We start from the raw sequence: 18290 nt of genomic DNA, 5'->3' as shown, positions 1-18290 counted from the left end.
AGCCTACGGCGCGTGCGCCCCGCCTGTCAGGTGCGCGCGCCGCCGGAGACGCGCGGGCGGGACTGCTGCCGGGCGGCGACCTGAGCCGGCGCATTCCGCCGCGGACGGAGGCACGCGTAGGAGTTCAGGAAGAGCGCGGCCAGGACCAGCTCGGCGAGGATCGAGACCGTTCCGGAGAGGCTGCCGAACCCGGCGAGTGAGAAGCCGATGTTGACCAGGGCGAGCAGCGCGTACCCGACGCCGAAGACCCCGGAAAGGAGCGGGCGGTTCGTCATCCGCCACCACGGGCGCGCCGCGCGAACAGGCTCCCCCGGCCCGCGGAACATCCGGGAGACGATGTACCATCCGGCGACCTGCAGCCCGGTCAGCACGATGGAGGCCGGCTCCGAGTGGAGGGCGTCGAACAGCAGCGCGAGCGCGATGTTGACCGCGAGCAGCACAGCGACCACCAGCGCCTTCCGCGCTGGAGTGGTGAAACGCATGTCGATCCCCCTGGTGAGTCCGATCATTAGCATTTCAGATGTTCACGAGCGGCCGTCGAGGCACGCCGGTCGCCGAACCGATCCACGGTGCGGCAACAGTGCCCCGAAGCCGCTCAGTGACGGCCCGGCGTCGCGTAGAGCCCCCTTTTCCGCCCTCGCAACGCCCGGGCCGGCCAGTGTGAGACCCGTTCGACGACCGGCCGCGCCGCCTCCCCTTAGCCAGGGCGGCGCGACGTCCGTAAACGGACGCACGTCAGACACTAGTGTGATATTTGTGTGATCGCAAGCCGGGTAGAGACCCGCTCACGCATCCCGCGACGCCCGGATCTGCTCCCACTCGTTGAGCATCTCCGGCAGCCGGTCCTGCATGAACCGGTAGAAGCCGGCCATGTCGCGCAGCCGCTCCGTCGCCGGGTCGTCCGCGTCGTCGAGAGCGGCGAGGCCGGCGTCCGCCTGGTCGGCGAGCACGCCGTAGATCGGGCTGTTGCGGACCATCAGGGCGTACCAGTCGGCCGGCATCTGGTACAGGTCGCGGCGGCTGCCGTTCTGCGACAGGCGCCGCACGATCCCGAGGGTCTGGAGGTAGCGGACCGCTCCGGAGATCGCCGCAGGGCTCGCATCCAGCCGCTCGGCGAGCTGCGCCGCCGTCAGCCCGGTCGAGTCGGTGACGGTGAGCGCCATCAGCACGCGGGCGGGCATCTTCGGGAACCCCGCGGCGGTCAGCACCGCCGCGGAGTGCTCCATCATCTCCGTCAGAGCCCGTTCGTCCCTGGCCATGCCCGTCCCTACCCGATCGCGAAGTCGCGGCGTCGGATGAGCGCCGCGGCGGCGGCCAGCGCGACCACCGCGATGCCGAACATCCAGTATCCACCGGTCCAATCGACCTTCCCGACGACGACGGGGGCGTCGGCGAACGGGGAGAAGTGGCGCAGCCAGTCCGGGAGCTTGATCAGGGCGCCGAAGATGCCGATGAAGGCGCCGGCGCCGAGGGCGGCCCAGCCGACCGGGACGGTCCAGCTCGGCAGCACGACGAACACCAGCGTCAGCACGCCGAGGTAGACGAGCGCCACCGGGAACTGCGCGGCGGCGGCGGCGAACGCGTCGTTGAAGACGGACGCCTTCTCCCCGGCCGCCGTCGCCGACAGGCCCGCGGCGAGCGCCGCCGCCACCAGCACGAGCACGATCGCGATCAGGCCGACCAGCACGAAGTCGAGCAGCCAGCGGACCCGGGAGACCGGGGTCGCCATCATCACCTCGGCCGAGCCTCCGACCTCCTCCTGGCGCAGCCGGATGACCGCCTGCACCGCGCACGCCGCGGCGAGAACGCCGACGATCGACATGATCGCGGAGAGGAAGAGCGCCGTCATGGGGCCGGAGCCGCCCGCGCCCAGGTGGGCGACGGCATCCCGGATGTTCCCCAGGCTGGGGTCGTTCGCGATCGACGAGCTGACCACGCTGCCGAGCGCGCCCGCGAGCACGCCGGTGGCGAGGCCGCCGATCGTCCAGCCGAGGACGGTCGGCCACTGCAGGCGCCACGCGAGCCCGAGCGGGCCGTTCAGCATCGGGAGGGCGTCCCGCCGGCCTGCACGCTCCGGCACGATCCCCGCACCCGAGTCGCGCACGGCCTGGAGGCCGAACACCGCCGCGATGAGCACGACCGCGAAGCCGAGCTGGAGAAGCAGCGGCGTCCAGTCGTTGCGGACGTACGGCGAGAACTGCTCGCCCCAGCCGATCGGGCTGAGCCAGGTCGGCCAGCCGGAGACCATCGTCGTGCCCGTGCTGGTGACCGTGCCGATCGCGTCGCCGATCCCGCGCAGCACCCAGGCGAGCACGACGACAGCGGAGGCGTAGCCGTTCGCGCCGCGCGAGGTGCTCATCACCTGGGCGAGCAGGAGGCCGACGGCGAGGAAGGCGATGCCCGCCCCACCGACCGCGGCCCCCGCGACGAGCGAGCCGTACGCCGGGAGGCCGGACGCCATGAAGCCGAGCGCCGTGGCCAGCGCGAGCACGATGTCCGCGAGGACGCCATGGATCACCGTCGCGACGGTCGGGGTGATCCGCGCCGCGGGGGTCGAGCCGACGAGCTCGGCGCGGCCGGACTCCTCCTCCGCCCGGGAGTGCCGGACGGCGAGGAACGTGTTCATCAGCCCGGCGAGCAGCGCGAGGAAGGTGTAGATCTCGAAGAAGGTGACCGCCGCGAGGCCCGTGCCCTGCGGGAGGCCGCGGAGGACGAGCACGGTCGGGTTCGCGATCGCGAGCCGGATCAGCTCCGCGCGCCCGGTCGCCGACCCGTAGGTCTGGTCGATGCTCGCCGCGGAGAACAGCGCGAGAAACGCGATGCAGAGGATCCAGATGAGGAGTTGCCAGCGGTCACGTCGCAGGCGCTGGCGGAGCAGGACGCCCAGGGTCGCGACGCGTCCGCGCTCCGGGACCGCGGTGTGCCCGGAGTGCGTGGCCGGGCGGTCGGTGGTCGTGGTGCTCATCGCCCCTTCGCCTCCGCCTCCAGCTCGGCCACACCGGCGAGCTCGTCGCCGTAGTGGCGGAGGAACAGCTCCTCCAGCGACGGCGGGGCGACGGTCAGGCTCTTGGCGTTCAGGTCAGCGAGCGCCGCGAGGACCGGCGGGAGGCCGTCACTGTCCGCGGTGAACTTCACCCGGCCGTTGTCGGTGCGCAGGTCGTGGGCGTCCGGGATGCGGGCGAGCTGCTCGTCCGTGATGCCGTCGGCCGCGAACGAGATCTCGGTGCGGGTCAGGTGGCGGAGCTCGTCCAGCGTGCCGGTCTCGACCGTCTTGCCCTCGCGGATGATGCTGACCCGGTCGCAGAGCTGCTCCACCTCGGAGAGGATGTGGCTGGACAGCAGGACGGTCGCGCCGTCCCGGGAGGTGCGGGCGATCTCGGCGTTGAAGGTGGCCTCCATCAGCGGGTCGAGCCCACTGGTCGGCTCGTCGAGGATGTAGAGGTCGGCCGGGGTCGCGAAGGCGGCGACGAGCGCGACCTTCTGCCGGTTCCCTTTGGAGTACGCGCGGCCCTTCTTGGTCGGGTCGAGCTGGAACACCTCGATCAACCGCTTCTTCCGCTCGGCGTAGGCGGCCTTGTCGGCGGTGCCGCCGCGGAGCCGGGCGAGGAGGTCGATGGCCTCGCCGCCGGAGAGGTTCGGCCAGAGGCTGACGTCGCCGGGGACGTAGGCGATGCGGCGGTGCAGGGCGACGGCGTCCCGCCAGGGGTCGCTGCCGAAGACGCGGGCGGTGCCGCCGTTGGAGCGCGCGAGGCCGAGGAGGACGCGGATGGTCGTCGACTTGCCCGCGCCGTTCGGGCCGAGGAATCCGTGGACTTCACCCTCGGTGACGGTGAGGTCGAGCCCGTCGAGTGCCCGGACCCGGCCGAATCGCTTCTCGAGGCCCGAGGCCTCAATCACTGTGGTCATGCGTGTAAATCTACGCTTGATTCAGTAATTTGTGAAAACTTTTAACGGAATCCTTACACCCGGGTCAGGTCGGCACGCACTGCAGGTCGTCGATGCCGGCGTACTGGTGCGTGGAGGCGGTGTCGGGGACCGTGTAGGTGTACGGGACGCCTGCCTTCAGCGACACGGTGTCGGTGTGCTGATCGATGGTGTCGCCGTCGACGGTGTCCGCGAAGCCGACGATGACCTCAGCCGCGGGGCAGTCGCGCTGGGCGGTCAGCAGGAAGGTCCAGCCCTGCTCCGGCTGGATCGTCACGCCGTCGATGACGTAGCTCTGGTCGGCCGCCGACGGGTCGCCGCTCGACGGGGCGCCGCTCGACGGGGCGGAGGGCGCGGCGGCGGAACCGTGCTGGGCGGCAGTGTTGGAGAGGCCGCGCTGAGCGCTTCCGGCGAGGGCGATAACCGCGACGAGCAGGACGACGAGGAGCACGGCGGTGCCGCCGAGGGCGATGCCGATGATGGCGCCGTTGGAGAGAGGTGTGCGGGGGAGGGTGGGATAGGCGGAGGGCTGGGGGTAGCCGGGGTAGGGCGGCTGGTATGCGGGCTGTTGGGGAGGATAGGCCGGCTGCTGAGGAGTGGTGTATTGAGGAGTGGGGTACTGCGGCGCAGAGGCAGGCTGCGAGGGGTAGCCGGGCTGCGGCGGCGGGTATGCGGCGTGCCGGGGTGCCGCTCCCTGCGGCGCTTGAGTCGGCTGCGGCGGGTATCCCGGCTGATTCGTGTTCGGCGTCGGCGGAATGAATCCGCCCTGCGGCGCACCAGCAGGCGGCGTCGGCGGCACTCCCCCACCCGGCTGCGGCGCCAGACCGATCGGCGTCGCCGCGCCATGAGGCATCCCCCAGCCCTGCGGCGCACCGGTGCTCTGCGGCGGCTGCCAGCGGACCCCGGCGAGCAGGGCGTCCCTGGCTCGCGCGAGCGCGTCGACGGTGGCGATGTCGCTCTCGGGGACGGTCGCGATGTGTGCGGCGTACGTTTCGCTGATCTGGGCCTCGGTCGCATTCTCGGGAAGTCCGAGCAGGGCGGCCGCCTCGGCGGGCGTCACGGTCGCACCGCGGTGACGCCGGACCGGCCGGGGATCATGCGATCTGGCTGCTGCATGCGTTGATCGTAGCGGCCGGCCGCGGCCCGACACAGGGTCGACGCGGCGGCGGCGCGGCGCTCAGCACCCCGCCAATATCCCCTTCAGCGCCGTGCCCTCCGCGGCCGTCACCCACAGTCCGTACTTCGCCTTCACGGAGACCTGGCGGGCCGCGTACTCGCACCGGAATCCGCGGTTCGGCGGCAGCCAGGTCGCGGCGTCGCCCGCGCCTTTCGCCTGGTTCGTCGCCCCGTCCACCGCCAGAAGCGCGAGCGGGTCGTTCGCGAGCTGGACGCGCGTCTCCTGACTCAACCCCTGGGCGCCGGTCTCCCAGGCGTCGAGCAGCGCGACGACGTGGTCGATCTGGACGAGCGCGGACGTCTGCACCCCGCGGGTGAACGCGATGCTGCGGCCGGTGTACGGGTCGTTCAACGTGCCGGTGAGGACCGCGCAGTCCGTGCGGCGGGTGACCGCGGCGAGGTCGCGGGCGAGGATGTCGTCCCGGGTGTCGCAGCCGTTCTTATCCACGTCGAGCCACGCCTCACCGAAACGGGCGACGCGGTCGTACCCGGTCGCCGGCGCCCGGCCCTTCACGGGGAGCTGCGCGAGGGCGGCGCGCGCGCCGGACGCGTCGAGCAGTCCCGCCGCCGAGCGGGCGCCGGGCGGGGAGACGAGCGCCGGCGAGGAGGCAGCCGCCGTCGTGGGCGCGGTCGCCGTGCCCTTGCCGTTCAGGGCGGCGTAGCCTCCCGCTCCGGCGAGAGCGAGCAGCAGCGCGACCACAGCGACCGGCCACGGCGCCGGACGACGACGCCGCGCGGACGTCCTGCTCACAGGAACGAGTCGTCGGCGAGGCCGCGGTGGAGCCCGCGCCGGGAGAGGTGGACCCCCGGTCGCTGCGAGGTCGCGATCTCGCCGAGCTCCCGCATCACCCTCGCGAAGTACGGCGCGGCGGTCGCGTTGCGGTAGGCGCCCGGGTTGAGGTCGGCCTCGTTCCGCAGCCGGATCTCGGCGCGGGCGGCCTCGACCGGGGCGATGATCTTGGCGCCGCTCCGGAAGCGGATCAGCCGGTGCACCCACTGATCCAGAGCCTCCGGGAGGCCCGCCGGCACGCGATCGTGCTCGGCGGCGAGGGAGGCGCGCGGGGCTCCCGCGCTGTCGGGCGCGGTGGCGTAGCGTTCGCGCGCAGGGGCGTCAGCAGTCCGCCGCTCGGAACGGAGCACCGCCAGGAGGTCGTCGCTGCGGTTGGCCTGCTGCACGAGCACGCCCAGCGCGTCGACGGCCGAGCTGTACTCCTCCTCGTAGCCCGAGTAGTCCCCCGGATGCGCGGACCGGTCGTGGAGGAGGTCGGTGCGCGCGGACGCCGCCTGCCCCTTGGTGAGCACCGTGCGCCCGTTGCGGACCCGCTCGAGACGCCAGGACCAGGTGGACAGCAGTTCCGGCATCAGGTGGCTCATCCCTCCACTGTAGGAACAGCCACCGACACCGGGGCGACCGACACGAGGGCGCCGGGACGCGCGGCGGCGACGGGGCCGTCGAAGCGCGTGGAGGCCCGCCGGACCGCCTCGGCGGGATGGAGGCCGAGGGCGAGATGCGTGAGCAGGAGGCGGCCGGCGCACGCGTCCGCGGCGAGGGCGCCGGCGTCCTCCGGGGTCAGGTGGCTGCCGTCCGGCTCGTCGGCGCCGGCCTCGGCGAGCAGGAGGTCGCACCCGTGGGCGAACGCGGTCAGACCGCGGGACGGCGTGGCGTCACCGGTGAACAAGAGGGAGGCGTCATCGGCCCGCGCCCGGAGCGCCCAGGCGGGGACGTCGTGCTCGATGGACTCCCAGGCGAGGTCGAGGTCGCCCACCTGCTGGCCCGGTCGGTCGGCGAGCGACTCGAACGCGAAGACGCGATCGAGGTCGTCGGCGGCGTGGGCGCCGAGGAACCCTACGAGCCGGGCCCGCAGATCGGGTGGGCCCAACACGCGGAGCGGCGGGCGGGCCGGGAGGTCGCCGAATGCGAGCGCGTAGAAGAGCGGGAGCAGGTCGGCCGTGTGGTCGGCGTGCGCGTGCGAGATCCAGACGGCGTCCAGGTCGGCTGGAGAGCGGTGACGCTGCAGCTCGGCGAGCGTCCCGGGTCCGGCGTCGATCCAGATGGAGGCGGCGCCGTGCTCAAGGAGATAGCCGGAGCAGGGTGACGCGGGGGTGGGGTAGTGGGATGCGGTGCCGAGGATGGTGAGGCGCATTGAGTGATGGTAGCGGCCCCCGCCCGCGTCACCCCTTCGCGGTAGCGTTGTCCCCGCCGTGAACGTCCTCCCCCGCCGCCCGCTCGACCGCGAGATACTGCGGCTCGCCGTCCCCGCGCTCGGCGCGCTCGTGGCCGAGCCGCTCTTCCTCCTGGCCGACTCGGCGATGGTCGGGCACCTGGGGGTCGCGCCGCTTGCCGGGCTCGGGATCGCGAGCGCCATCCTGCAGACCATCGTCGGGCTCATGGTGTTCCTCGCCTACTCGACCACGCCCGCCGTCGCGCGTCGCCTGGGAGCGGGCGACGAGCGCGGGGCTGTCGCGGCCGGGGTGGACGGGAGCTGGTTGGCGCTCGCGCTCGGAGTCGTGCTCGCCGCGGCCGGATGGGCGGCCTCACCGCTGCTGGTGGGGCTGTTCGGGGCGTCCGCGGAGGTCGCCTCCCAGGCGGAAACGTACCTCGCGATCTCGATGCTCGGGCTCCCGGCCATGCTGCTCGTGTTCGCGATGACCGGGCTGCTGCGCGGCCTCCAGGACACCCGCACCCCGCTCGCGGTCGCCGTCGCGGGATTCGGGGCGAACATCCTGCTCAACTTCTGCTTCATCTATCTGGCCGGGCTCGGGATCGCCGGCTCCGCGCTCGGGACCGTCGTGGCACAGTGGGCGATGGTCGTCGTGTACGCGGTCATCGTGGTCCGGCACGCGCGACGGGTCGGCTCCCCGCTGCTCCCGCACCACGCCGGGATCGGCCGGACCGCCCGGGCGGGCGGATGGCTGTTCCTTCGCACGGCGAGCCTGCGGGCGGCGATGCTGCTGGCCGTGTTCTGCGCGACCCGGCTGGGGCCGGACGAGCTCGCGGCCTTCCAGGTGACGATGACTGTGTTCGCAACACTCGCGTTCGCCCTGGACGCGCTCGCGATCGCCGCGCAGGCGCTGGTCGGCAAGGGGCTCGGCGCCGGGGAGCTCGGCGACGTCCGGGAGGTCCTGCGCCGGTGCGTGCAGTGGGGGCTCGGCGCCGGCGTGGTCCTGGGCGCGGCGACCGTCGCGCTCAGCCCGGTCGCGGCGGGGCTGTTCACGAGCAGCCCGTCGGTGGCGGCGCTGCTGCCGACCGCGCTCGCCATCATCGGGGTGAGCGCGCCGCTGGGCGGCTACGTGTTCGTGCTCGACGGTGTGCTGATCGGCGCGGGGGATGCGCGGTATCTGGCGCTGACGGGAGTGTTGAACGTCGCAGTGTTCGTGCCGCTGGCGCTCGCGGTGGTGGCGTGGGGGTCGCACGACGCGGGCGGGCTTGCAGCGCTGACGGCGGCGTTCGCGTTCGGATACCTCGGGGCGCGGGCGGTGACGCTGGGGCTGCGGGCGCGAGGGCGGGCGTGGATGCGGGTGGGGGCGGAGCGGTAGCGGGGCGCGCGCCCCGCTACCGATCAACTCACCCCAACCACTCCTGCGCCGCCACCACCAGCGCACGCACGCCCACATCGATCGTCGGCTGCGCGACCGGCGCGAAGAACGGCGAGTGGTTGGACGGGATGTCCGTCTCCACGGTCCCCGCCGCGATCGCCGCGCGCACCGTCTCCGGGTCGCCGCCACCGAGCAGCCAGTAGACGAGCGGGACGCCCGCCGCCGTCGCCAGATTGCCGACGTCCTCGCTGCCGGACAGCGCGCCCGGCTCGAGAACGGCCTCCGCACCGAACTCGGACGCGAACGCCGCGTTCACGCGCGCCGTGGCCTCCAGGTCGTTGACCGTGACCGGGTAGCGCTCGCCCCACTCCGTCGTCGGCTCGTGCGGGGAGCCGCTGGCCAGCAGCTCGGCGCGGAGGATGCGGTCGACGCCCTCCAGCACGCGCGTGCGGACGGCCTCGTCGAAGCTGCGCACGCTGATCCCGAGGGTCGCCGACGGCGCGATGATGTTGTTCTTGGTGCCGGCGTGGAGGGTGCCGACCGTGACGACCGCGGTGTCCTGCGGGGCGGTCTCGCGCGACACGACAGTCTGCAGGCGCATGACCGCCGAGGCCGCCATGACCACCGGGTCGATGGTCGTCTCCGGACGCGAGCCGTGGCCTCCGCGGCCGTGCAGCGTCACCTCGAAGGCGTCGACCGCGGCCATCGCGGGGCCGGGGTGGGCGCCCACCATGCCGGCGGGGAACGGGGTGACGTGCTGGCCGAGCACGATGTCCGGCGCAGGGACCTTCGAGTACAGGCCGTCCTGGACCATGACGTCAGCGCCGCCGCCGTGCTCCTCCGCCGGCTGGAACACGGCCACGAGCGTCCCCGACCAGTCGCCGGTGGTCGTGGCGAAGCGCTCCACCGCGCCGAGTAGGCAGGTGATGTGGATGTCGTGGCCGCACGCGTGCATGACCGGGACGGGGTTGCCGTCGTCGCCGGGCGCGGTCTGGGTCGACGCCCACGGGAGGCCGGTCTCCTCGCGGACCGGCAGCGCGTCCATGTCGGCACGCAGCAGCACGGTCGGGCCGTCGCCGTTGCGGAGCACGCCCGCGACGCCGGTGCGGCCGATGCCGGTGTGCACCTCCAGTCCGAGGGCGGACAGGTGCTCGGCGACGATGCCGGCGGTGCGGTGCTCCTGGAACGAGAGCTCGGGGTGGGCGTGGAGGTCGCGGTAGAGGGCTTCGAGGTCCATGCGGTCCACCCTATGCGGGTGTCGGTAGCGGAGGAGATCTGTGGGGCTGTGGCGCGGGATGTCGGTTAACGGAGGAGATCGGGGCGGTGGCGGGGTGGGAGTCCTCCGTTGGCGACGGGAAGGTGGCGCGGGGGTGGGGTGAGGGCGGGGGTCAGGGGTGGGGTGGGGCGGTGGTGTTGCCGGGGTGGAAGTTGCTGGTGAAGGAGGTGGGGTGGGGGGCGCGGCCCTCCAGCATGTCGACGATGGCGCGGCCGGCGGCGCGGCCCTTCTCGACGGCGGGCTGGACCAGCGTGGTCAGGTCGTAGGGCCAGAGGCCGTCGACGCGGACGCCGTCGAAGCCGACCACGCTGACGTCGCCCGGCACCTCCAGGCCGAGCTCCTCGGCGGCGCGGATCACGCCGGCGGCGAGCAGGTCGCTCTGCGCGATGATCGCGGTGGGGCGCGACGATTCGGAGAGCAGGGCGGCGCCGGCGATGCGGCCCTCCTCCACGAACGAGCCGCGGGTCGTCCAGCCGCCCGCGTCGGGGAACACGTCCCTGGCGCCGGCCAGGCGCTGGGTGGCCGTGGTGGAGCCGCTGCCGCGCACGATGGCGGGCGTCAGCGGTCCACGCGCGCGATCGCGCGGGAGCGGCAGGGTGACGATCGCGACGTCGCGGTGGCCGAGGTCGTGAAGGTGCTGGGCGGCGAGGCGGGTGGCCTCCCTGTTGTCCTGGCCGATGGAGGGGACGTCGTCGGCCGGGTCACCCTCGATCGCCACGAGCGGGATGCCGCGCCGGCGCAGCATCGCGACCGACTCGTCGAGGCGCGGGCTGCAGCCGACCAGCACCACGGCGTCCATCGGGGCGTCCTCGATGCGCTGGGCGGTCTCCCCCGCGTCGGTGAGGATGAGGAGGCCGGCGTCGACGGCGGCGATCTCGTCGGAGATGCCGTCGAGCAGGGCGATCTTGATCGGGTCGCGGAACGCGTCGCCGACCCGCTCCTCCATCACCACGCCGACGATCCCGGACCGGCCGCGGCGCAGCGAGCGGGCGCGCGGGTCGGGCCCGGCGTAGTCGAGCTGCTTGGCGGCGTCGAGGACGCGCTCGCGCGTGGCGTCCGAGACGGGGCCGGTGCCGGAGAAGGCGAGGGAGGCGGTGGAGTTGGAGACACCCGCCAGGCGGGCGACGGCGGCCAGCGTCGGCCGGGCGCCCGCGAGGGGTGTGCTGCTGTCGTTCACATGTGGTAGCTTAGTCGAATCGTTTCGATCGAAACGATTCGAGTGGTGAAATCCGCTCCCCCACCAGAACCCGCCGGCCGCTCGCGGCCCCCGCTCCTCCCAGGACAGCCGATGTCACAGCCGACCCCGACGACGACCCGCGACCGCAGCGAACTGCGCGCCTGGCGCAACGCGGTCTTCGTGATCTTCATCCTCAGCGGACTCGCGATGGCGACGTGGGTGGCCCGCATCCCCGGCGTCCGCGACGACCTCGGCCTGGGCCGCGACCCGTCGTCGGTCGGGCTGCTCATCCTCGGGATGTCGGCCGGCGCCATCATCGGGCTGTCGGTGTCCTCCCTCGTGCTCGTGCGCTTCGGCCCGCACAAGGGGATGGTCGGGAGCCTCGTGATCGTGGCGATCGGCACGCTGGCGATCGGCTTCGGCTCGACGGTGTTCCACGCGGTGCCGATGGTCGCGGTCGGCCTCATCCTGCTCGGCTTCGGCAACGGGATGGTCGACGTGATGATGAACGTCGAGGGCACCGCGGTCGAGCGGGAGATCGGCAAGACGCTGATGCCGCTCATGCACGCGTTCTTCAGCCTGGGCACGGTGCTCGGAGCCGGGATGGGTGCGGCCGCCGCGGCCCTCCACATCGGCGTCGTGTGGCACCTGTCCTTCATCGCCGTGGTGCTCGTCGCGGTGGCACTGGTCGCGATCCGCTTCATCCCGCGGGAGGCCGACCTCGGCGACGAGACGGCCGAGCGGCCGCGCATCCCCTTCGGTCAGCGGCTGCGCGCGTCGCTGGCGGTGTGGACGGATTGGCGGCTGATCCTCATCGGTGTGGTCATGCTCGGCATGGCGTTCGGCGAGGGCTCGGCGAACGACTGGATCGCGCTGGCCACGGTCGACGGGCACGGCCAGTCCAACTCCACCGGCGCGCTCGTGTTCGGCTTCTTCGTCGCCGCGATGACGCTCGGCCGCGTGCTCGGCGGACCGATCGTCGACCGCGTCGGACGCGTCGCCGCGATCCGCGTGACGGCGGCGATGGGCGTGGCCGGCCTCCTGCTCTTCATCCTCGGCGGCCCGCTGTGGGTGGCCGTGATCGGCACGGTGCTGTGGGGCTTCGGCGTGTCGCTGGGCTTCCCGCTCGGGATGTCGGCGGCGTCGGAGGGGACGGAGAACCCGGCCGCGCGCGTCTCGGCGGTGGCGATCATCGGCTACTGCGCGTTCCTGGTCGGGCCGCCGCTGATCGGTTTCCTGGGCAAGGAGTTCGGCCTCCTGAACGCGCTGTACCTCATCCTCGTGCTGCTGGTCGCGTCGTTCCTCGCCGCGCCGGCCGTGCGCCCCGCCGCGCAGCGCCGGACGCGCGTCCAGCCCGCCGCCGAGTAGCCCCGCCGCCGCACTCCGCACATTCCGCACGAATGCGCGGTATCGCGCCCCCAATCGCGACATTCGTCACGAATGCGCGCATGCAGTGGTGCCGACATTCGGCACGAATGTGGGGTATCGCGCCGCCAAACGCGACATTCGTCAGGAACGTGCGGCGTCGAAGTGGTGCCGACATTCGTGACGAATGTGGGGTATCGCGGCGTCAAACGCGACATTCGCCACGAATCGTGGGGCGTCGAAGTGGTGCCGACATTCGGCACGAATGTGGGTATCGCGGCACCGAACACGACATTCGTCACGAATGTGCGCGTGAAGTGGTGCCGACATTCGTGAGGAATGTGGGGTATCGGGGCGCCGAAGGCGACATTCGGCACGAATGTGCGGCGCGCGGCTACGCGAACGCGAGGCAGACGGGGGTCGGGACGGGCGTCGCGCCGAGTCGGCGCAGCGCGCGCGACGCGGCGTCGAACGCGAACACGGCCACCTCGTCGCTGTCCTGGCACGCGGCAAGAACGCGGTCGCCCTCCGGCGACAGCACGAGGTCGCGCGGGGCGCGGCCTCCGACCTCCACGACGTCCACGAGCTCGACGGCCGACGACGCCGCGTCGAACGCGAACACCGCGATCGTGTCGTCGCCGCGGTTCGTTACGAGCACGGTGCGACCGTCGTCCGTCACTCGTACTGCGGCGGGCAGGTTCGCGCCGGCGGCGTTCGGGCCACGCGTCCCGGCCGAGGCGACGCGTTCGAAGCGGTCGCCCTCCCGGCGCAGCACGTCGAGGGTGCTGTCCAGCTCGTTCAGCAGGAGGGCGTGCCGACCGTCCGGGTGGAACGCCAGGTGCCGCGCTCCCGCAGCACCCACCGCGACGGTCGCCTCCGGGCGGAGGGTCAGCGAACCCGACGGAGACAGCGCGTACCAGCGCACCTCGCCGAGCCCGAGGTCGACGACCACGACGTCCCCGGTCACCGGGTCGACCGAGAGCTGGTGGACGTGCGGAGCCTCCTGCCGCGCGGGGTCGGGGCCGTGGCCCTCGTGCTGCACGAACGCGGTCCGCTCGCCGATCGCCCCGCCGTCGAGGGCGAAGACGGAGACGTTGCCGCCGACGTAGGTACCCGTCAGCAGGAACCGGCCGGACGGATGCAGCGCCAGATGCGCGGGCGAGTCCCCGCCGCTCGACACCCGGCCGAGCGGTCGCAGCAAGCCGTCCGCCGAACGCGCGAAAGCCGAGACGCCGCCGTCGGGTCCGGTCTCCTCGACCGCGTAGACGTGGGAGCCATCCGCCGACACCGCCACCCACGACGGGTTCGGCACCTCGGCCGCCACGGCCACGTCAACGACCGCCGTGCCGTCGAACCGCGCGGACAGCACACCGTCGGCGTGACCGTCGACGTGCGGGAGGCGCTGCGTATAGGTGCCGATGAGGAGGTCGTGGGCCATCCCCTCATCCTGCCAGCACCGTACACTTGACCGGTGCGCCTCGTGATAGCCAACTGTTCCGTCGACTACGCCGGCCGCCTGAGCGCCCACCTCCCGCTCGCCAAGCGCCTGCTCATGCTCAAGGCCGACGGCAGCCTCCTCGTCCACTCCGACGGCGGCTCCTACAAGCCGCTCAACTGGATGAGTCCGCCCTGCACGCTCACGGTCGACGAGCCGGACGAGCTCCAGCAGGAGGCCGGGATCACCGAGGTCTGGCGGGTCACGCAGGCGAAGACCGCCGACATGCTGATCGTGTCCATCCACGAGGTGCTGCACGACTCCGCGCACGAGCTGGGCGTCGACCCCGGGCTGCAGAAGGACGGCGTGGAAGCGCACCTCCAGAAGCTGCTTGCCGAGCAGATCCACCTCCTCGGCGACGGCCACGTACTGGTCCGCCGCGAGTACATGACCGCGATCGGCCCGGTCGACATCCTGGCCCGCGACGACCGCGGAGCGTCGGTCGCCGTCGAGCTGAAGCGCCGCGGCGACATCGACGGCGTCGAGCAGCTCACCCGCTACCTCGAGCTGATGAACCGCGACCCGCTGCTGGCGCCGGTGTCCGGGGTGTTCGCCGCTCAGGAGATCAAACCCCAGGCCCGCACGCTGGCCGAGGACCGCGGCATCCGCTGTCTGGTGCTCGACTACGACGCCATGCGGGGGCTGGACGACAGCGACAGCAGGCTGTTCTGATGGCCGCCCCCGCTGGACGCTTCCCGCAGACCTACGAGAACGGGCCCGTCCGCAAGGCCCTCGCCGCCATCGCCAGCGAGCCGACGATGGAGAACCTGGAGGCTCTGCTCTCCGCCGCGACGACGGGCGGCCTCGTGGTCGACGTCACCGGGTCCGAGCCCGGGGAGGTGCGGCTGCGGACCATCCAGTCCACCGCGGGCGAGCCGGTGCTGCCGCTGTTCACCTCGATGAAGGCGCTGCGCAACGCCGTCGGGGCCGCGGGTGGCACGGGCACGCGGGTGCAGGCCGTGATCGTCCCGGCCGCCGAGGCCCTCGGCTACATCGCGAACGCCGACTTCGTGGCCGTGCAGTTCGACCCGGGAGCCGCCCACACGATGGTCGTCGCGCGCTCGCACATCGAGTCGGCTCTCAGCGAGCACTGACGATACATTCGTACATCTCACATAGCATTGGACGGCTATGACAAATCCGACCACGATCACCGAGGCACCCGCGCCCGTCGCGCGCACCTGGACCTGCGTCCTCTTCGACCTCGATGGCACCCTCACCGACTCCGCACCCGGCATCACGTCCTCCCTGGTGCGCATGTTCGAGACGCTCGGCCTCCCCATCCCCACCCCCGCCGAACTCGTGGAGTACGTCGGGCCTCCCCTGCTCGACTCGCTGCAGGAGATGGCCGGCTTCGACGAGGCGGGCGCCCGCGCCGCACTCACCGTCTACCGCGCGGACTACGCGGCCAACGGCGCGTTCGACAGCGCCGTGTTCCCCGGCGTCCGTGGCCTCCTCCAGCGTCTGCAGGCCGCGGGCATCCCGCTCGCCGTCGCCACCAGCAAGCCGGAGGCCCAGGCCACGCGCATCCTGGAGCACTTCGAGCTCGCGCAGTACTTCGACATCATCGCCGGCGCGACCGAGGACGAGAGCCGCAGCGCGAAGGCCGACGTCATCGCCGACGCCCTGCGCCGCCTCGGTGAGCTGGGCGTCGCGCTCGACCACACCGTGATGGTCGGCGACCGCGCGTACGACGTGGAGGGTGCGGGCGAGCACGGCATCCCGACGATCCTCGTCGAGTGGGGCTACGGCTCCCCGGCCGAGGCGGCGGGCGCCATCGCGGTCGTGCACTCCGCCGACCAGCTCAGCACGCTGCTGCTGGGCTGAGCGCCGGCCGCCAGGGCCCGGAGGCGAGAGCGCCGGAGGCTGCGCAGTACGCTGGAGTGTTGTACTACCGAACCGCATACAGCACTAGGAAGAATGATGCGCACCAACAGCAAACTGCTCGTCCCCGCCGCCCTCGTCGCGGCACTGTCCATCGCCGCACTGACCGGCTGCTCCGGCGGCGGCAGCGGCTCCAGCTCGACGCCGGCGGCGTCGGCTTCCCAGGAGGCGGCCGCCAAGTCGCTCCCGTCCGACTTCCCGAAGTCGGACGTCCCGCTCGTCGCCGGCACCGTCATCGTGGCCAACGGCGACAAGAACGACGGCTGGTCCGTCACCGTCCAGCCGAAGGACAAGAACGGCTTCGCCGACGCCAAGGCCGCTCTCGAGAAGGCCGGTTACACGGCCCAGCCCGGCGCGACCGACAGCCGTGCCGTCTACAAGAACGCCACGTACACCGTCGCCGTCGGCACCCCCGGCGTCGCCGTGACGTACGCCGTCACCGCCAACTGACGATCGAACAGTGAGTAGTCGCGGGAATCGCACGGTCGATTCCCGCGACTTCTCACGTTTCGGGGGGCGCTACGCGTCGATGATGCGGACGAGCTCGTCGATGAAGGCGGTGAAGGTGTCGGCGCGGCGGATCAGGCCGAGCACGGCCTCCCGGTCGGAGAAGACCTCCACGAACTGGTCGAAGACCGTCTGGAACGCGGCGCGGCCGCCCTCCGAGAAGGCGATGAACGCGATCACGTTGACCCGGGCGTCGCCCCAGTCCATCGCGGTGTCGTTGACGACGATCGCGATCGCCGTCCGCTTCGCGTTCATCGTCATGGCGTGCGGCACCGCCAGGGTGTCCGTGAACGCTGTGGACGACATCTGCTCGCGCTCGACCGCCTGCTCCACGTAGTCGCGGCCGATCGCGTCCGCCGCGATCATCCTGTCGCCGAGCGCGCGGATCATCGTGATGGCGTCGCGCGCGTAGAAGTTGCGGAGGAACAGGCTGTCGTCGAAGTACTCCAGCAGCTCATTCTTGATCCCAGCCCTGCGGCGCTGCCGGCGGATGCGCGCGACCGACTGCCGGATGTGCTCCACGTCGGTCGCGGTGAGGAACGGCTGCACGATGACCGTGTTCTCCCGCCGTCCGCGCGGGTCGATCGTGGTCAGCACGAGGTCGGCGTCGATCGCGGACCAGTCGGCGTCGGTGGACGTGATCACGCTCACGATGTCCAACTCGTCGCCGAGCGCGCTCTCCAGCTTCTCGCGCAGCAGGATGTGCATGTCGTAGTAGTTCGGGCAGACCACCGCGGTGCGCACGGCGTCCCGGCGGCGGGACTGCTGCTCCAGGTAGGCGCCGACGTGCATCGCGATGTAGGCGATCTCGTCGTCGTTGACCGCGATCCCCTCGGCCGCCTGCAGCCGGCTGGCGATGTAGACGGCCAGCTCGTACGTCATCGGGTACGAGCTCTTGATGGAACGAGTGAGCGGGTTGCGCGAATAGGTGTTCTCGTGCGCCCTGGCCACCAGGTTCTGGACGTGCAGGGTGAGCCGCACGATGAAATCCTCGTCGCGGAGGTCGACCAGGTACTCGGTGGAGGCCCGCGCGACGATCCCGCGCACGGTCTCCAGGTCGGCCTCGCTGACGAACTCGGCGACGCTGTCCGCGCGCGCTCCCGGCGCGATGACCCGCGTGCGCAGCAGGATGGCGAGGTAGCGCAGCTCGGTCGGGTCGAGCTCCACGTCGAAGTGCGTGCGCACGAGGCCGCCGAGGTCGTCCGCCAGGCCGCGCAGGGCCTCTCCCGCCTCCGCCGCGCCCGCCGCGGGGAGCACCCGGTCCTTGGCGACGCGGTCTAGGGCGACGGCCATGTGCAGCAGCACGTCGTTGATGCCGTACTCGTTGACGAAGAACCCGCGCGCGTCCAGCATCTCCACCAGGTCGGACTTGAACGCGGCCAACCCCTCCGACTTGAACGCCTCCTGGATGCGCGAGACATCGACGACGCCCTGCCGCATCTCGTCCCGGAACAGCCGGCTGATCAGCTTGCGCCGCGCGATCTCCGGCCCGTTCAACCGCGCGACCGGACCGTGCCGGTCGAGCTCCAGCTCGGTGTCCGCGAGGAGGCTGCGCACCCGGGTGAGATCCGACTCGATGGTGGAGTCGCTCACGAAGAGGCTCTCCGCCGTCTCGTAGACGTCGATCCCCTCCGGCTCGTCGAGGAGCCGCCGGGCGAGGAAGGCGAGGCGCTCCTGCGGCGAGCCCGCCGTCGGTGAGGCGCCGGACGCGTCGGCCAGGTAGGCGGCGTAGGCCTCCCCCTTCACCCGGTAGCCGTTCGGCCCCGACTCGACCAGTTCGCCGAGCGCGGCGGAGTAGCTGCGGATGCTGCGGGAGGTCACGCCGAGGTCGTGCGCGAGTTCGGCGGCCGTCACCCAGGCAGCACGACGCGACAGGATGTCGAGCATCCTCGTCTGCTTCGCCGAGAGCGCCATGCGACGCGACCACCTTTCCGCAACCGAGTCAATCA

Annotated in this window: 18 protein-coding genes; 6 read left to right on the top strand and 12 right to left on the bottom strand. The window is 72.1% G+C overall.

Annotation, left to right across the window (positions count from 1 at the left end):
* Positions 1-26: 26 nt before the first annotated feature.
* The 8 genes from ACFRFH_RS06325 to ACFRFH_RS06290 form a co-directional block, all read right to left on the bottom strand.
* Complete coding sequence (locus tag ACFRFH_RS06325) at positions 27-482, bottom strand: hypothetical protein (protein ID WP_382462136.1); 456 nt, start codon at positions 480-482, stop codon at positions 27-29.
* Between the two features lie 303 nt (positions 483-785).
* Complete coding sequence (locus ACFRFH_RS06320; RefSeq protein ID WP_382462135.1) at positions 786-1259, bottom strand: GbsR/MarR family transcriptional regulator; 474 nt, start codon at positions 1257-1259, stop codon at positions 786-788.
* 8 nt (positions 1260-1267) lie between these two features.
* On the bottom strand, positions 1268-2965 hold the full coding sequence (locus ACFRFH_RS06315) for an ABC transporter permease (RefSeq protein WP_382462134.1): 1698 nt from the start codon (positions 2963-2965) through the stop codon (positions 1268-1270).
* Positions 2962-3906: an ATP-binding cassette domain-containing protein gene (locus tag ACFRFH_RS06310; protein ID WP_382462133.1), complete on the bottom strand. Its 945-nt coding sequence runs from the start codon at positions 3904-3906 to the stop codon at positions 2962-2964. Before ACFRFH_RS06310 ends, ACFRFH_RS06315 begins: the two co-directional genes overlap by 4 nt.
* Positions 3907-3970: 64 nt before the next feature.
* Positions 3971-4984 carry a hypothetical protein gene (locus ACFRFH_RS06305; RefSeq protein ID WP_382462132.1) on the bottom strand — a complete coding sequence of 338 codons (1014 nt, stop codon included), beginning with the start codon at positions 4982-4984 and terminating at the stop codon, positions 3971-3973.
* Positions 4985-5101: 117 nt separating this feature from the next.
* Positions 5102-5851, bottom strand: a complete 750-nt coding sequence (locus tag ACFRFH_RS06300; protein ID WP_382462131.1) for an HNH endonuclease family protein — start codon at positions 5849-5851, stop codon at positions 5102-5104.
* On the bottom strand, positions 5848-6474 hold the full coding sequence (locus tag ACFRFH_RS06295) for a hypothetical protein (protein WP_382462130.1): 627 nt from the start codon (positions 6472-6474) through the stop codon (positions 5848-5850). The genes ACFRFH_RS06300 and ACFRFH_RS06295 overlap by 4 nt, the downstream gene beginning before the upstream one ends.
* Positions 6471-7244 carry an MBL fold metallo-hydrolase gene (locus ACFRFH_RS06290; RefSeq protein WP_382462129.1) on the bottom strand — a complete coding sequence of 258 codons (774 nt, stop codon included), beginning with the start codon at positions 7242-7244 and terminating at the stop codon, positions 6471-6473. The genes ACFRFH_RS06295 and ACFRFH_RS06290 overlap by 4 nt, the downstream gene beginning before the upstream one ends.
* A 58-nt stretch (positions 7245-7302) precedes the next feature.
* Between ACFRFH_RS06290 and ACFRFH_RS06285 the strand changes: the two genes are divergently transcribed.
* Positions 7303-8637: an MATE family efflux transporter gene (locus ACFRFH_RS06285; RefSeq protein ID WP_382462128.1), complete on the top strand. Its 1335-nt coding sequence runs from the start codon at positions 7303-7305 to the stop codon at positions 8635-8637.
* Positions 8638-8665: 28 nt separating this feature from the next.
* On the opposite strand, the gene ACFRFH_RS06280 is transcribed toward ACFRFH_RS06285, so the two are convergent.
* Positions 8666-9874, bottom strand: coding sequence for an amidohydrolase (locus ACFRFH_RS06280; RefSeq protein ID WP_382462127.1), 1209 nt, complete (start codon positions 9872-9874; stop codon positions 8666-8668).
* A 151-nt stretch (positions 9875-10025) separates the two neighbouring features.
* Positions 10026-11090: a LacI family DNA-binding transcriptional regulator gene (locus tag ACFRFH_RS06275; protein ID WP_382462126.1), complete on the bottom strand. Its 1065-nt coding sequence runs from the start codon at positions 11088-11090 to the stop codon at positions 10026-10028.
* Between the two features lie 111 nt (positions 11091-11201).
* On the opposite strand from ACFRFH_RS06275, the gene ACFRFH_RS06270 reads away from it, so the two are divergent.
* Positions 11202-12458, top strand: coding sequence for an MFS transporter (locus ACFRFH_RS06270; protein ID WP_382462125.1), 1257 nt, complete (start codon positions 11202-11204; stop codon positions 12456-12458).
* A 391-nt stretch (positions 12459-12849) separates the two neighbouring features.
* Here ACFRFH_RS06270 and ACFRFH_RS06265 read toward each other — a convergent pair whose 3' ends face one another.
* Positions 12850-13893 (bottom strand): lactonase family protein, encoded by a 1044-nt coding sequence (locus ACFRFH_RS06265; protein ID WP_382462124.1) that lies wholly within the window; start codon positions 13891-13893, stop codon positions 12850-12852.
* Between the two features lie 33 nt (positions 13894-13926).
* On the opposite strand from ACFRFH_RS06265, the gene nucS reads away from it, so the two are divergent.
* From nucS to ACFRFH_RS06245, 4 genes are all read left to right on the top strand, one after another.
* Positions 13927-14622: an endonuclease NucS gene (gene nucS, locus ACFRFH_RS06260; protein ID WP_382462123.1), complete on the top strand. Its 696-nt coding sequence runs from the start codon at positions 13927-13929 to the stop codon at positions 14620-14622.
* Positions 14622-15044, top strand: coding sequence for an SseB family protein (locus ACFRFH_RS06255; protein WP_382462122.1), 423 nt, complete (start codon positions 14622-14624; stop codon positions 15042-15044). The genes nucS and ACFRFH_RS06255 overlap by 1 nt, the downstream gene beginning before the upstream one ends.
* 37 nt (positions 15045-15081) lie before the next feature.
* Positions 15082-15777, top strand: coding sequence for an HAD hydrolase-like protein (locus ACFRFH_RS06250; RefSeq protein ID WP_382462121.1), 696 nt, complete (start codon positions 15082-15084; stop codon positions 15775-15777).
* 96 nt (positions 15778-15873) lie between these two features.
* On the top strand, positions 15874-16284 hold the full coding sequence (locus tag ACFRFH_RS06245; protein WP_382462120.1) for a hypothetical protein: 411 nt from the start codon (positions 15874-15876) through the stop codon (positions 16282-16284).
* A 69-nt stretch (positions 16285-16353) separates the two neighbouring features.
* Here the strand turns inward: ACFRFH_RS06245 and ACFRFH_RS06240 are convergent, their stop codons facing one another.
* Entirely contained in the window at positions 16354-18255 is a 1902-nt protein-coding gene (locus tag ACFRFH_RS06240; RefSeq protein WP_382462119.1) for a BglG family transcription antiterminator, read from the bottom strand.
* Positions 18256-18290: the final 35 nt, after the last annotated feature.

This window comes from Leifsonia sp. NPDC056824 (genome assembly GCF_042789575.1).
Lineage (GTDB): Bacteria > Actinomycetota > Actinomycetes > Actinomycetales > Microbacteriaceae > Leifsonia.
Note: the sequence above shows the minus strand (reverse complement) of the source record. Positions and strands in the feature narration are given on the sequence as shown.